This is a genomic window from Saccharothrix sp. CB00851, assembly GCF_001905065.1.
Taxonomy (GTDB): Bacteria; Actinomycetota; Actinomycetes; order Mycobacteriales; family Pseudonocardiaceae; genus Actinosynnema.
On sequence record NZ_LWLC01000042.1, the window covers coordinates 19529 to 34208 of the forward strand.

At 70.7% G+C, this 14680-nt stretch carries 14 protein-coding genes and 1 pseudogene; 3 read left to right on the forward strand and 12 right to left on the reverse strand.

Annotated features, from left to right (window positions below; all coding sequences use genetic code 11):
• Nucleotides 1-27 precede the first annotated feature (27 nt).
• The 6 genes from A6A25_RS33440 to A6A25_RS33465 form a co-directional block, all read right to left on the reverse strand.
• A complete protein-coding gene (locus tag A6A25_RS33440; RefSeq protein ID WP_073897068.1) occupies nt 28-894 on the reverse strand; it encodes a siderophore-interacting protein in 867 nt (288 codons plus the stop codon).
• Entirely contained in the window at nt 891-1133 is a 243-nt protein-coding gene (locus A6A25_RS33445; RefSeq protein WP_073897069.1) for a phosphopantetheine-binding protein, read from the reverse strand. Before A6A25_RS33445 ends, A6A25_RS33440 begins: the two co-directional genes overlap by 4 nt.
• On the reverse strand, nt 1130-1813 hold the full coding sequence (locus A6A25_RS33450; protein WP_073897116.1) for an isochorismatase family protein: 684 nt from the start codon (nt 1811-1813) through the stop codon (nt 1130-1132). Before A6A25_RS33450 ends, A6A25_RS33445 begins: the two co-directional genes overlap by 4 nt.
• Nucleotides 1814-1818: 5 nt before the next feature.
• Nucleotides 1819-3462, reverse strand: a complete 1644-nt coding sequence (locus A6A25_RS33455; RefSeq protein WP_073897071.1) for a (2,3-dihydroxybenzoyl)adenylate synthase — start codon at nt 3460-3462, stop codon at nt 1819-1821.
• Nucleotides 3459-4658, reverse strand: a complete 1200-nt coding sequence (locus A6A25_RS33460; RefSeq protein WP_073897072.1) for an isochorismate synthase — start codon at nt 4656-4658, stop codon at nt 3459-3461. The genes A6A25_RS33455 and A6A25_RS33460 overlap by 4 nt, the downstream gene beginning before the upstream one ends.
• Before the next feature lie 131 nt (nt 4659-4789).
• A complete protein-coding gene (locus A6A25_RS33465; protein WP_241829058.1) occupies nt 4790-5563 on the reverse strand; it encodes a 2,3-dihydro-2,3-dihydroxybenzoate dehydrogenase in 774 nt (257 codons plus the stop codon).
• 77 nt (nt 5564-5640) lie between these two features.
• Here A6A25_RS33465 and A6A25_RS43515 point away from each other — a divergent pair, with 77 nt between their 5' ends.
• On the forward strand, nt 5641-6024 hold the full coding sequence (locus A6A25_RS43515; protein WP_158073860.1) for a hypothetical protein: 384 nt from the start codon (nt 5641-5643) through the stop codon (nt 6022-6024).
• 13 nt (nt 6025-6037) lie between these two features.
• Here the strand turns inward: A6A25_RS43515 and A6A25_RS33475 are convergent.
• Nucleotides 6038-6379: pseudogene (locus A6A25_RS33475) on the reverse strand (ABC transporter permease); the annotation flags it as partial.
• A 56-nt stretch (nt 6380-6435) separates the two neighbouring features.
• Nucleotides 6436-6687: a hypothetical protein gene (locus A6A25_RS33480; RefSeq protein WP_073897078.1), complete on the reverse strand. Its 252-nt coding sequence runs from the start codon at nt 6685-6687 to the stop codon at nt 6436-6438.
• A 110-nt stretch (nt 6688-6797) separates the two neighbouring features.
• Between A6A25_RS33480 and A6A25_RS33485 the strand changes: the two genes are divergently transcribed.
• Nucleotides 6798-7223: a hypothetical protein gene (locus tag A6A25_RS33485; protein ID WP_143193575.1), complete on the forward strand. Its 426-nt coding sequence runs from the start codon at nt 6798-6800 to the stop codon at nt 7221-7223.
• Between the two features lie 89 nt (nt 7224-7312).
• Nucleotides 7313-8350, forward strand: a complete 1038-nt coding sequence (locus tag A6A25_RS33490; protein ID WP_073897081.1) for a tetratricopeptide repeat protein — start codon at nt 7313-7315, stop codon at nt 8348-8350.
• A gap of 32 nt (nt 8351-8382) precedes the next feature.
• Here A6A25_RS33490 and A6A25_RS33495 read toward each other — a convergent pair whose 3' ends face one another.
• The 4 genes from A6A25_RS33495 to A6A25_RS33510 all read right to left on the reverse strand — a co-directional run bounded on the left by A6A25_RS33495 (nt 8383) and on the right by A6A25_RS33510 (nt 14558).
• The gene (locus A6A25_RS33495; RefSeq protein ID WP_143193576.1) at nt 8383-9390 is read right to left on the reverse strand and encodes a hypothetical protein; all 1008 of its coding nucleotides are present in this window, start codon (nt 9388-9390) and stop codon (nt 8383-8385) included.
• A complete protein-coding gene (locus tag A6A25_RS33500; RefSeq protein WP_143193577.1) occupies nt 9387-9854 on the reverse strand; it encodes a hypothetical protein in 468 nt (155 codons plus the stop codon). The genes A6A25_RS33495 and A6A25_RS33500 overlap by 4 nt, the downstream gene beginning before the upstream one ends.
• A 498-nt stretch (nt 9855-10352) precedes the next feature.
• Complete coding sequence (locus A6A25_RS33505; RefSeq protein ID WP_073897086.1) at nt 10353-10922, reverse strand: hypothetical protein; 570 nt, start codon at nt 10920-10922, stop codon at nt 10353-10355.
• A 912-nt stretch (nt 10923-11834) separates the two neighbouring features.
• Complete coding sequence (locus A6A25_RS33510; RefSeq protein WP_143193578.1) at nt 11835-14558, reverse strand: AfsR/SARP family transcriptional regulator; 2724 nt, start codon at nt 14556-14558, stop codon at nt 11835-11837.
• Nucleotides 14559-14680: the final 122 nt, after the last annotated feature.

Consider the following 14680-nt stretch of genomic DNA (forward strand, 5'->3'; position numbering starts at 1 on the left):
TCCTCGGGGGATTCGGTGTTACGGGGGTCAGTGGTCGTGGTCGTCGTCGAAGTCGGCGACGCCGCGCTTCCAGTAGCCGGTGATGTCGTGGTCGGCCTTGGCCAGGCCCAGCTCGTCGCGCACCCAGCGGCGCAGCGGCTTGATCGCGCCCGCCTCGCCCGCGACCCAGGCGTAGACGCGTTCGCCCGGGGGCACCTCGATCGCGCGCACGGCGTCGGCCAGCAGGGTGGTGGTGCCGGCCGGGGCGTCGCCGCGGTGCAGCCAGCGCACGTCGACGTCCTCCGGCGCGGACAGCGGGATCTCCTCGGCGGCGTCGGCGACCTCGATGAACGCCCAGCCGGCGGCGGTGCGCGGCAGCTCCTCCAGCCACCGGGCGATGGCGGGCAGGGCGGTGAGGTCGCCCGCGAGCAGGTAGCGGTCGTAGTCGTGCGGCACGATCAGCCCGCCGGGCGGCCCCGCGACGTGCACGACCGCGCCGGGCTCGACCGAACGCGCCCAGTCCGAGCCGAGGCCGCCGTCGTGCAGCGCCACGTCGATGTCCAGCTCGCCGGTCGCCGGGTCGTAGCGGCGCACGGTGTACTCGCGCGAGGTCGGCGAGGGGCGCGGCCAGCGCAGCATGTTCCCGTTCGGCTCGGGCAGTCGCAGGGTGCCGTCCGGCTCGGGGAAGATCAGCTTCACGTGCTCGTCGGGCGCGTGCGCCTCGAACCCGTCGGTGCCCGGTCCGCCCAGCGTCACGCGGAGGAGCCCGGAGCCGACCATGGCGGTGCGCACGACCTCGGCCGCGCGGATGCGGATCGGATAACCCACCTTCTCCGCGCCGCCGTCGGCGCCACCACCGGCGCGGACCTCGGCGATGCGTTCCCGGTGCCGGTCGCGGTGGTCGACGCGGCTCATGAGGACGCCCCGGTGACCAGCTCGGTCCAGCGCTCCAGGCGCGGGTCCTCGGCGAGGTCGGCGAACTCCAGCCCGGTGGCTCCGGCGGCGCGCCAGCGCTCGACGAGGCTCATGATCCGCATCGAGTCCAAGCCGAGGTCGAGCAGATCGCCGGTCGGGTCGACCTCGGCCGGGTCGACGCCGAGCAGGTCGGCGACGTCGGCGCGGACGCGGTCGGCGGTCAGTGCTGCGGTGGTCATCGCGGTGCTCCAGCGGGGATCTGGGCGACGGGGGACGGTGCGGACAACGCGGCCAGCGCGTCGGCGGTGGTGGTGACGACACCGCAGCGCTGCGCGACGTACTCGCAGGCCTGGTCGTGCCGCTCGCGGGAGAAGTCGGCTACGGCGTCGTTGACCAGGAACGGCCGCACGTCACGCATGAACGCCTCGACAGCGGTCGCCTGGCAGCCGATGTGCGCGTAGACGCCCGTGATCAGCAGCTGGTCGCGGCCGGCTTCGGCGAGCTGGTCGGCGAACGCGCTGCGCTGGAACGCGCTGTAGCGCCACTTGGTCAGCACGGTGTCGCCCGGCTGCGGCGCCAACTCGGGGACGATGTCGGCGGCACGCGGGTCGTCGTCGATGACCGCGCCGATTCCCGCGCCCCAGAACTCGGTGAGCAGGCCCCGGTCGGCGGCGTCCTGCCGGCCGGGCTGCGCGGTGTAGAACACCGGCACGCCCCGCTCGCGCGCGACCGCCACGAGCGCGGCGATGTTGGCCGTCATCTCGGGGATCGGCGCGCCCTCGAAGGGCGCGAGGAAGTAGCGCTGCACGTCGTGCACGAGCAGGGCCGCGCGAGCCGGGTCCGGGCGCCACGACACCCGGCCGACCGGGACGTCGGCCGCCGCGGGCAGCGGGTAGGGCTGGATCTTCGGCAGGGACACGGGTGTCACCCCTTCTTCTCGGCCAGGGCGGCCAGGGCCGCCCGCAGTTCGCGCTTGCTGGTCTTGCCGACCCCGGTCACCGGGAACTCCGCCACGACCTGGACCAGATCGGGCACCTTGAACGCCGCGACACCGCGTTCGCGCACGAACCGACGCAGGTCGGCTCCGGTCGGCGTGGCACCGGCGGCGGGTACGACGTAGGCGCACGTCCGCTCGCCCAGGTACTCGTCCGGCACCGCGACCACGGCCGCGTCGAGCACGTCCGGGTGCGCCATCAGGTGGTTCTCCACCTCTTCGGCCGCCACCTTCTCCCCGCCCCGGTTGATCTGCTCCTTGGCGCGGCCGACCACCTCCAAATGCCCGGTCGACATCCGCCGCACCAGGTCGCCGGTGCGGTAGAACCCGTCGTCCGTGAACGCGGTCGCGTTGTGCGCCTCCGCCCGGAAGTAGCCGCGGATCGTGTACGGGCCACGGGTCAGCAGCGCGCCGACCTCACCGTCGGGCACGACGGCGTCCGACGACGCGGCCGGGTCGTCCGGGTCCACGACGCGAACCTCGTCGTCCAGCGAGATCGGCCGGCCCTGGGTGCCCAGCACGACCTCGTCCGGATCGTCCAGCCGGGTGTAGCAGACCAAGCCCTCGGCCATCCCGAACACCTGCTGCAACCGGCAGCCCAGCGCGGGGCCGATCCGCTCCGCCAGCTCGCGGCCGCACTTGGCGCCACCGACCAGCAAGACCTCCAGCGAGGACAGGTCACGCCCGGTGCGCGCGGCGGCCTGCACCCAGGCCGCGGCCAACGGCGGCACGACACCGCTGATCGTCACCCGTTCCGACTCGATGAGCCGGAACGCGGTGTCCGCGTCGGGACGCGGGGCCAGCACGGTCGCCGCGCCCGCGTGCAGCGCACCGAGCACACCCGGCGAGCTGAGCGGGTAGTTGTGCGCCACCGGCAAGGCGGCGAGGTACACGCTGTCCGGGCGCAGCGCGCAGATCCGCGCGCTCTCCCGGACGCTGTAGAGGTAGTCGTCGTGCGTGCGCGGGATCAACTTCGGCAACCCGGTGCTGCCGCCGGAGAGCTGGAGGAACGCCACGCCCGCCGGATTGGGGTCCGGCAGCTCACGGGGCGCGGTGGCGGCCAGGCCGTCGAACTCCGGCGACCCGACCACGAACACGTCCCGCACCGACCGCACGTCGTCCGCGACGGCACGCGCGGTGCCCGCGTGGTCGTGCCGCTCGTGCCGGTCCACGGTGATGATCGCGACCGCCTCGCTCTGCTCGGCGAAGTGCCGCAACTCGCTGTGCCGGTGGGCGGGCAGCGCGAACACCGGCCACGCTCCGACCCGCCACAGCCCGAACACCACCGGCACGAACTCCGGCACGTTCGGCAGCTGCACCACGACCCGGTCGCCCGGCCGCACACCCGACTCGACCAGCCCGGCGGCGATCCGGTGGGCCCGGTCGTCCAGCTCGGCGAACGTCCAGCGCGACGTGACGCCGTCCCGCTCACCCACGACGGCGAGCCGGCCGGAGTGGGCGGCGGCCAGGGCGGTGAGCCACGTGCCGAACGTCTGCCCGCGCCAGTGCCCGGACGCCCGGTAGCGGGCCGCGACGTCGGCCGGCCAGGCGACGTGGTCCACGCCCGCGCTCACGCCGCGCCCTCCAAGCCCAGCGCGCGCAGCAACGTGCGGAACTTGGCGCTGGTCTCGGCGAGTTCGGAGGCCGGGTCGGACCCCGCGACGACCCCGGCGCCGGCGAACAGCCGCACCGTCCGGTCGCACACCTCCGCGCTGCGGATCGTGACGACCCACTCGCCGTCACCGTCCAGGCCGGTCCAGCCGACCAGGCCCGCGTAGTAGCCCCGGTCCTCGGGCTCCAGCTCCGCGATGGCGGCACGCGCGCGGGCGACCGGCACCCCGCACACGGCGGGGGTCGGGTGCAGCGCCTCGGCCAGCGCCAGCGACGAGGAGCCGGGATCGGTCGGGTCGGCGAGCCGACCGGTGATCCGGGTCGACAGGTGCCACATCGTCGGCGTGCCGACGACCACGGGCTCGGCGGGTGCGTCCAGCTCGGCGCAGAACCCGCCCAGCACACCGGCGACCTGCGCGGCGACGTGCGCGTGCTCGTGCCGGTCCTTCTCCGACGCCAGCAGTTCCGCGATCCGCCTCCGGTTCTCCGCCTCGTCCGCGACGCGCGGCCGTGACCCGGCCAGCGGGTTGGCCGTCACGACGGCGCCCCGCCGTGACACCAGCAGCTCGGGGCTCGCGCCGACCAGGGTGCGTGGCGCTGGATCACCCGGCGCGCTGACGTCGACCGCGAAGGCGTGCGCGGCCGGGTCGGCGCGCACCAACCGGGCCAGCAGCGACGGCACGGCGACCCGGTCGCCGGCGACCAGTTCGAGGCAGCGGGCCAGCACGACCTTGTCCAGCTCACCCCCGCCGATCAGCTCCAGCGCACGGCGTACGCCGTCCGCGTAACCCTCGGGCTCGGGCCTCGGCGTGATGGACCACCTGGTGGAGCCGAACGGCGTGGCCGGCACGTCGAGCGCCGAGTTGGCGCCCGCCCGCCGCACCAGGGCGGGCACGACGAGGCTCGCCTCGGCGTCGGGCCGGAACCCGATCGCGCCGACCACCACCGGTTCCTCCACTCCGCCCACCGCCGCCGCGTCGAGCGCCTCGACCGCCGCACGGGCCCGCGCGCCGTTCCCGGCCCGGACAGTCGTGTGCACGCCGTCGGCGAGCAGCGAGCCGCGCGCCGACGCGAAGTAGAACGAGCCCGGCAGGTAGGCGGCCAGCAGGTCGGCCGCCCGGTGCACGGGCCGAGGGCGTGCCAGAGCAGGTGGGGACACGTCGTGATCCCTTTCGGTGACAGCGCGGAGCGCGCTCGACAGCCGGACAGGCGGGCAGGGTTGACCCACACCCGCGAAGGCGTTGGCTTTGGTTAGCCTAACCTAAGTTCATCGATCCTGGAAGGCGTGGATCATGCGCGCAGGGTCGCGCCGCCGTCTACGAACAGGTTCTGCATGGTGATGTGGCGCGCCCGGTCGGAGACCAGGAACAGCACCGCGTCGGCGATGTCGGCGGGGTCCGCGATACGCCCCAGCGGGATGCCGACCCGGAACTGCTCGGGCGAACCGGCGACAACCGCCGCAGCGCCGTCGTCGTCCGTCCACAGCAGACGCTGCATGTCCGTGTCGGTCGACCCGGGCGACACGACGTTGCACCGGATACCGGAAGCGGCCAACTCCAACCCCAGGCAGCGGGTCAACATGGTGGCCGCGGCCTTGGACGCGGCGTAGGCCGCCATCCCCGTGCGCGGCACTCCGGCCGCGTTCGACCCGACCGTGACCAGCACGCCGCCACGGCGGGGCACCATCCGCCGCGACACCTCGCGCAGCACGTGGAACACACCTGTCGCGTTGACCGCGAACGTCGCCGCCCAGTCCTCGTCGGTCGTCTCGCACACCGACGCGGGCCGCAGCACGCCCGCCACCGACACCCCGATGCCGATGGGCCCGAGGTCGCGCTCCACCTCGCCCACGACGCGCGCGACCGCCGCCGGGTCCGCGACGTCGACCACGAAAGGCGTAACCCGTTCGCCCTGGAGGAGATGCACCTCGGGGTCGACATCGACTGCGGCGACCGACGCGCCGGCGCGAACCAAACCGCCCACCACCGCCGCACCGATACCGCGTGCCGCGCCGGTCACCAGCGCAACCCTGCCCTCGATGCCCACATCCCCGTGCCCTGACACTGCCCCTCCTTGGCGAAACTTTGCTAAGGCTTACCTAAGATCGTCACCCTGTCCAGTACCTCGACCAGCCCGTGCACGTGATCTGGATCTCCGAGCCGAGCCGAGTACCCCAGGGCGTGGAGCGCATCACCGAAGCCACTGCGGACCTGTTCTCAAGATCCGGCTACCTGGCGGTGTCCCAGCGCGACATCGCCATCCAGGCGAAGATCACACACGCGGCCGGCCGCACCACTTCCCAGGCGGCAAGGACGAGCTGCCCATCGGCTTCATGGTCATGGCGGTGCGGCTCACCGCCGGCACAACGCGACGATGTGCTGGATCTGATCCCGGCGAACCCGCGCTCGAACTCCTCCACCACGATCGCGTCGAACCGACTGCGCCGACCCGATCACGTCCAGTTCGCCGGCGAACGACGGGAATCGCCCGTGGATGCCGACCTACCGCAGGCAGGTCCCGGTTAGTCGTGCACTCTCGTCAGCGTCCAGGGAGAAGGCCCGTAACGGCGAGCTTGTCACCCATCGTGGCCGTTGTCACCGGAGTGGTCGGGCTCCGGGGCCACTGACGTCGGCTGATCGCCGATCGGCTGGTGAACCACGACCTCCCCAGGTCGCCGGTCAGCGCGTCACCCAGCCACTGCCCGTAGCGGGTGAGGACCGGCTGGTCGAGGCCGAGCTCGGCGTTCTTGGCGTCCACGGCCTCCTGCGACGCGGACTGCCCCAACAGCTGGCGCGCCGCGTCGAGGGTGGGAATCGACAACAGCACGAACGAGACGAACGAGACGACGAAGAGGAGGAAGACGCCCGCGACCAGGCGGCGGGCAGCGAATCTGGACGTGGTGAACGGCCTCCTGCGGGATCAAGTTCCCCGCGGCCTCAGCCGGCCGGCTGGTAGTTGTAGAGGGACGGGACGGCCATGCCGGACTGGGGCGTCGCCTTGACGCCGCCGTCGGTCACCAGCGCGTAGGTCATCCGGTAGAACGGGACGAACCAGGCGTTCTCCACGAGGTTGCGGTTGAGGGCCTTCAGGTCGTCCCGGACGTCCTCGGCCGAGGATGTCCGGACTTCGGGACCAGCGCCTTCACCGTCTCGGTTGACGATGGCCGTCTCGTTGTCGAACACGGTCATGGTGACGCCGTCGAAGGGCAGGCGGTCACCCCAGTAGTTGTCGGCGCGCCGGTAGACCCACTTCGTCCCGACGACGGTCTGGGCGGTGTCCAGCGGGCCAATCGGGGAAGATGGTTGAACGTTACTCGTCTGATCGGGTGGTAGTCATTCACTTGTTCGAGTCGAGTCAGGTCACCAATATCTCACCATCATTTCCTTTCGTGGTCCGCGCCGTACGATTCCGCACCGGGGAGTTCGACTACGGAGGGCGCATGGGCGAACAGCTCGATTTGGTCGAGGCGTCGGCCTCCGCCGACGGTTATCTCTTCCAACTGCGTAAAACCCTGTTGTTCTGCATCGAACAACTCAGGTCGGGGCCGGACTGGAGTGTCGCGGTGGAAGCCGGTGACGACATCGAGGTGAGCCACGAGCAGGGCCGCGACTTCTGGCAGCTCAAGCACCGGGTGCCTGGTACACGGATCACGGATGCGATGAGTAGAAAGTTTTGCCATCATGACGGCAACTTCCGATACCGTCATGACGTACGACGAGCGTAGGCTGGCGGTGCCGTACCGCTGGAGGGCATCCCGGTGCGCGCGTTACCCCGCCGACATGTCCGGCTCCCGGCTGACCGGAGGGGCAAGAGGTGAACGTCGCACTCGTCTCGGAACAGTGCCTCCACTGCGTCGAATGCGACGCCTTCAGCGGCAGCGACCAGGTCGCCGACCGCATCGACGACCTCGTCGGCACGTCATGTCCCTTGTGCGGGGCCACGATTGGGCGGGGCGAGCTGTCGATCGTGATGGATTCGGAGGACGTGAGCCGGATCGGCGACGGAACCGCGATCTGGAACCGCGGCGGCGACCCGGCCGCCGGATACGGCGGCTTCTTCGAGAAGGGCACTGCGAAGGAGGCTTCCAGCGGCGTCGCGAGGAAACTGCTGGGACAGCTCACAGGCGTGACGGCCGAGCGGCGCAAGCAGCGCTGTGCCGCCGCCATGCCCGCGCTGCTGGGCATGGCCTCGTCGCACGCCCTCGGCGCCGAGAAGGCCGGTGATCGCCGCCGGGCCCGGCAGGCGTACCAGGTGATCGTGGACTACGGCGACGACGCGGTGGCCGCCGCCGCGGCGATCCAGGCCGGTCAACTCGCCCAGCAGGACCACGACCGGCAGGCCGCGGCGAGTCTGTACGAGGTGGCGGTGCGGAAGGCCGACCGCTCGTTGAAGCCCGTCGCCCTGCTGTGCTTCGGTGACGCGCTCAACCTCCTCGGCGACATTGCGGGCGCCAAGCGCGCGTTCCGCGAGTGCTTGGCATTGGGACCGAGCAGCTCTCGCGCGCACTGCGGCTACCTGCTCGGCGGTCTGCTCGCTCGGGAAGACCCGGGCAGTGCCCGTGAGGCTTACGAGGCGGCGCTGGGTGACCCGGAGTACGGCCCGCTGGCGGCGTTGAACATCGGCGTGATCGAAGACGATCGGGGACGTTCGGCGGAGGCGGAGCAGTGGTGGCGACAGGCTTTCGACCATGGTGCGCGGCTCGAACGCACGGTCGCCGCGTTCAACCTGGCCAGGGCGTTCGAGGAGCGCGGCGAGATTCGTGAGGCGACGAGGTTCTACCGGATCGCAGTGGACTCGCCCGAGCCCGAGGCGGCGCGGCGAGCGCGGGCGGCGCTGGACGACCTCGGCTGACCGCCAGCCCGGCAACTCCCGGGCCAGCAGCTTCAGCCCGGCAGCTGACGTCGGGCGGCGGCCACGATGTCGTCCTCGCGCGAGGAGAGCCACTGCACGCACGCGTCGGCGATTTGCAGCACCGCCGGCCCGTGCAGCTCGGTGAACAACGCCCGCAGGGCGGCGCCGCGCTCGTCCGACGTCGGGTGGTCGGACATGTGCAGGCCGTGCGGGATGTCGTCGATCTCCTTGCGCACCCGCGTGATTAGGTGGTCGATCACGAAGAACAGCAACGGCCCGGCCACGGCCAGGTAGGTCATCACCGGGTCGTCGGTGGCCTTCAGCCCGCGCAGCACCAGCAACGCCCCTGTCTGGTCCGCCTGGAACTCCTGCTCACGGGTCCGCGACAGCCAGGCGTGCCCGGCGCGCGGCGCCTCGTGGAGATGCCCTTCGAGCAGGTGGGCGAACTCGTGCGCGAGCACGAACCGCTCGGTGGCCTTGGTGAGCTGCCACGCCAACCCGACCGAGTGATCGACGTCCAACGGCACCCGCATCCCGTACCGGACATCGCCGCGCAGCAGGTAACCGAGCACCGCGCTGGCCAACGCGGCGTCGGCCATGTGCCCACGCCGCCGATCAGCGGAAGACGGCTGGGGAATCCTGATCCCGCCGTCGGCGTCCCGTTCGAACGTCCGGACCGACATCCCGAAAATCTTGCTGATCTCGTGGACCATCAACCCGAACCCGGTGTTGAGCAGGATCAACGTGCCGCCGGGCACCGCGCACGCCCGCGCGTTGAACGCCTCGTGCGGATACTCGTCGACGTGCACGGGGGTGGGCAGCTCGATGCCGGCGTCCGCCATGGTGCCGAGCAGCTCGTCCGCCAAGTGCTGGAACAGGCCCGGTGACTTCCCGTCCAACGACAGGGCGGCGAAGAACGCCTGCTCGGACGCCGTCAGCCCGGCACGCCAGGCGGCCGTCTCCTCTGGCGTGCGATCCGGCCGAGGCGTGAGCCCTTCCCGACGGAGTAGCGCTTCGTACTCGGCACGGAGATCGGTCATCCGCCGATCCGCCACGTCCCGGTCCGCTCGTCGAAGTAGATCGGCAGCTTCGTGACCTTGTCTCGCTTTCCCCTGGCGACCCCGGTGTCGAGATCGAGCTGCTCCAACGCCCGGATAGCTTGATCGGACAAATCAGTCGGCAGGTAGAGTTTGATCTTGGGGTCGAGATCCGTGACGACCAGCAACTCCTTGGGCGCACCGCCGGGCGGAATCCGCTTGGCCTTGGAGTCCCGGAAGAGACCCTTGAGCCACCCTCGGACCGCGTCATAGGAATCGTCGGCCGCCTTCTTGGCGATGGCCTGCACGAACGGCACCACCGCCGCCGTGACCGCGGCAGTGGCGATCATCGTGCCCAACGCGTTGGCAGACCCACCACCCGGATCCGGAACCGCATCAGGAACGTGCTCAGACTCAGTACTCACCAGCTCGCCACTCCCCACCATCCGGCCCGCATGGAAGTCCACCACCCTACCGCCCACCCATGACCGTGAGTCAGCAAGTAGGCGGTTTCCGTGGCGGCAGGTGCGGCACAGTGACGAGGGCGACCGCAATACGTGGTGTCTGGGATCAGGGTGTCCGATTCAAAGGGGCGACCTCACTCGAACGATGCCGATGGCGCTCCCGATCCGCCACCGACGGACACGACACACCACGCTCGTTGAGCTCACGGGCGATTCCGGCCATCGACACCCGCCAACCGGCGGTCGAACATCCACCTCACATGCCCGGCGGTCCGCGGATCCGGCGTCAGCTTCCGTGCCCTTCTCCCTTACCACCGCGCATCCGCATGCCTAGGAGGCGGGCCGGACGACACCACCGGCAACGGACGGATCGCCTGGGTACGGGGACGCCGGCGGGCACTCGACACGCCCGCCACACCCTCGCCGGAGCGGTCGGGAACGGGTGGATTCCGCTCATCCGGCAAAGTCCGGTGACCGGCTGGGAGAGCCCGCCAGGCACCGCTACCACTCGGCCAGCACCGTGCCGGTGGCGTCAAGCGCGCGATAGGACAGGGTGGTCCACTCGTCGGAGGTCACCCCGGCCAGGTCGGCGAGAAAGACACCACCGGACACCTGCGCCTGGATGGCCAGTCCGGCTCGGGTGCGGAGGTGAACGGCGACGACATCCGATCGCACGCGCCCATAACCGACCCGGGCGGTGCCCTCCGGGTCGCCCAGCACGAGGAAGCCGCACGGACACAACACGTGCTCGCGCGTCGACGCCGAGCCCGTCATCAACCCGTGACTGCTCGGAAGCGCGCCATTCCTGACGCAGGCCAGGACATAGTTGAGCGAGCTGCCGACGACGACGAACCCGTCGGAACGCGCGAGAACCGGACCGGCGACCAGCGGACCGGTCGACAGGGACCGCGCACCTTCCGCGCAGTCCTCGAAGGTCTCCCTCATGGTGATCGGGGACACGCGGTCCCACTGCGGACTGGCCTGTCCGACGACCACCGACGGCTCTCGAAAGACAGCCGTCAGCATCACCGCGACCAGCAGACCCACCAATCCCAGCGCGATCCGCACCATGTCCCCACCCCAACACGTGGTACCCCACACGAGTATGCCGGCCGCGGACCTGCCGGGGGACAGTTGCGTCCACCTCGGCCGCGTGGATCGGCATGGGCAGTGTGGCCAGCGCTCGGAAACGACCGGCGTGACTGCTCGTCCAGAGCCTCGTAGGAGGATCGGAAGGCGGCTTCCACGCTCACCGCCGGATCGCCCGGGACCGCCAGTTCTGCCGGTCGGATGACCGCGCATGGAAGTCACGCGTAGATCACACCGTCAGCCAGCTCAGCTCGGGGCACCTGGAAGGTCGGACTCCGTCGAGGAACAGCACGGGCGCGCCGCCCGGTACCGAGCCGGTCTGGAGGATTCCTCCTGGCGTGTGGCGATGTGCTGGAGCGCCTGCGGAACCGAGTCCATGGCCGCTCGCGCACACCTCGACCATCCTGCGTGTGTTGTCCACCAGTCGGCAGCTGATCCAGCTCAACCGCGGCCAGTTCTGGCACGGTGCCGGAGCGCGGTCCGCACTGGTCAACCCACGCAATCACCGCACCGTCAGCCTTCGCCCGAGACTCGATGGCCGGGTTCCGCTCGTTCAGCCAGGACCGCACCGCGGCGGGCTGCTGCTTGTAGGCCCGTCGCGTCGGACGCTGCAGGGTGAACCGTGCCGACCAACCACAACCCGACACCCTGCTCGGTCATGTCGAAGCCGACGACCAGCCGGATCAGCTCGGCCGGACCGGAACGCTCTTTGCGCGTCGCCAGGCCGTCACAACCGTCCTGTCTGCAGGCAAGCCTCCAAGTGCCCACCGAGCGTTCGGAGACCCGGACACCTCCACGGCCTGCCGATGGCCCTCGACCTTTCCGGATCGCAACGCGGCCACACCGGCAACCGCAGCACCTCACGCTTCTTAGGCCACCCCGAAATCGTTCGGATTACGTTGCGGATCGTGTGGCCGGGTCGCCTTCGGGATCGAGTGCGTCGAGTTGCCGCTGCACGCGTTCGGCGTCCTCGCGGCGTCCTTGTACCTGGTACAGGTCCAGCGCTTCCCGCCACACCTCGCGGGTTCGGTGTTGCTGCGTGAGAGCGGCATGGGCGTGGCCGAGCCGGTCGAGAGTGTCGGCTTCCAAGGGGGCGTTGGCTTGGGCGCGGAACACGGCCAAGGACTCGTGGAAGTGGGTCACCGCTCGGTCGTGGTCTCCGGTGTCCTGGGCGACCAGGCCGAGGGTGAACGCGGAATTGGCCTGGCCGTCGTGGTCGCCGTGCTCCCGTTGTACGGGTAGCGCGGCCAGGCAGTGGGTGGTGGCCAGGTTGTGGAGGCCGAGGCGGGCCGCGCTGCGGCCCGCGATGGTGTGTGCTGTGGCCTGCCACACCGGGTTGTGCAGCGAGGTGACGAAGCGCAGGGCATGGGTCGCGCTGTGCAGCGCTCGCTCGTGTTGTCCTTGCTGGTTCCACGCCAGGGCGAGGGCTTCGTGGGTCCGTGTCAGGCACCGGTCGTCGCCGAATCGCCGAGCCAAGGTCTCGGCGATGCGCAGATGGCCCATGCCCTCCTCATACCGTTCGATGCGGCACAGTGCTCCACCGAGAAAACGGTGTGCGTCGCTGTGCACCGCCGGGTCCTCGAGATGAAGAGCGGCCGACAGTGCAATTCGACAGGATGTGACGTGCCGGTGGAAGTCCCCGCTCAGGTGGCGAAACGGGTACAGGAATCTCATCACCAGCCACCCCGTCCGGTGATCACCCCGCTCGGCGGCCGCGCGTTGGGCGGCCAAGACGCACTCGTGTTCACGGTGGAACCACGACCACGCCTGTACTTGCGAGTGGACGTCTTCGGGGCGACAACCGAGTGCGGCCGGTCGCGGAACAACGTCGCGACTGAGCGGGTGTACCAGCCGCGATGCGGTGTAAGCGGTGTGCGTGTAGTGGTCGATTACGCGCCGCAGCGCCGTATCCCTCTGCTGCTCGGTCAGTTCGCGATGGGCGGCGTCGGCAGCGTAGCGGCGGATCAGGTCGTGCATCCGGTACCGGCCATCGGCGGTCCGGCCGATCAGTGACGCCTGTGCCAACTTGTCGAGCGCCGTTCTGGTCTCTACGGGCGGCAGGCCGGTGAGGCTGGCCGCGGCGTGCAGGCCGATGTCGGGGCCGGGGGCGATGCCCAACAGCGCGAACACCATCCGCTGTCCGGAGGACAGGGCGTGGTGGGACCAGGACAGGACGGTGGGCAGGCTGGCGGCGGGGTCGGTGTCGTCCAGCGCGTCGAGCCCGGTTTCGTGCAGTTCGGCGGCGAGTTCGGCCAGTGAAAGGTCAGGTTGGGTGCGAGCGCGGGTGGCGATGATGCCAAGCGCCAGCGGGTAGCCGCCACACAACGCGATCAGCTCGGTCACGGCAGCCGGTTCGGCGGCGATGCGTTCGGCGCCGAACCGACGGGCGAACAGGGCACGGGCCTCAACGTTGGTGAGCACGTCGAGGGCTAGGTGGTGAGCGCCATGGGCAGTGACCAGGCCGGGAAGCCGGTGGCGGCTGGTAACCACGACCGTGCAGGTATCGCCGCCGGGCAGAAGCGGGGTGACCTGGGCCGTGTCGGCGGCGTTGTCCAGCAGGATCAGCATGCGTTTATCAGCGACCAGGCTGCGGTACAGCGCGGCCTGGGCACCGAGGCCGGACGGGATGCGGTCGGGGAGCACGCCGAGGGCGTCGAGGAAGCCGCGCAGCGCCACCACCGGGTCGGTGGGTGTGCCATCCGGGTTGAACCCACGCAGGTCGACGAACAGCTGTCCGTCGGGGAACCGGTCGAGGTGCCGGTGCGCCCAGGCCAGCGCGAGCCAGGTCTTGCCGATGCCGCCCGCCCCTCCGATCGCGGAGATCGCCACGGTGCCCTGGTTGTCCAGGACGGCGTCCAGCGCGGCCAGATGGTCGGCACGGCCGGTGAACCAGCGAGGGGCGGCGGGCAGTTGCCGCGGCACCAGCGACCACCCGGCTGCGGCCGTGATGGTCGCGGTTTCCGTCGGGGTGAGGGTTGGGTCGACGGTGAGGATGCGCTGGTGCAGCTCTTGTAGTGCCTTGCCGGGGTCGGCGCCCAACTCCTCCACCAGGCGCCGGCGAGTGTGCTGGTAGTGGACCAGGGCGTCGGCCTGACGACCGACGCGGTATAGCGCGAGCATCAACTGTCCGGCGACGCGCTCGTCCAGAGGTTCGGCCTCGGCCCGGGTGGTCAACTCGGGCAGCATCTGCCGGTGCCGACCGCAGGCCAGTACCCAGTCGACCCGGTCGGTCTCGGCGGCGGTGCGCTCGCGGCGTAATCGCTCCCGCATCGCCTGCGCCCAAGCGGTGTCCAGCTCGGCCAGCGGCTCACCCCGCCACAACGCGAGGGCGTCTTCGACGACCGCCAGGGCACGCTGCGGGTCAGCTTGCTCGCGCACTAGGGCGAGCAACCGGTGAAAACGGTGCAGGTCCACGATGTCGGCCTCGACAGCCAGCGCATAACCACCACCCGAACGGGTGATCGTGATCCCACTCGGGGCGAGTGCCCGGCGCAGGTGAGTCAGGTAGACGCGCAACGCCGAACGCGCCGTGCCCGGCGGCCGCTCGCCCCAGACACGGTCGATCAGGCTGTGCACCGGCACCACCCGGTTGGCCTCGACCGCCAACACCGCGAGCACCGACCGCTGACGGGCGTGCCCTACGGGTTGTGGCGATCACCGGCGATCAGGACAGTCGCGGTGGCGTGTGCGCGGTGGCGACCGGTGCGGCGGGCGCTTGGTCCGGTGGTGTCGCCGTGCAC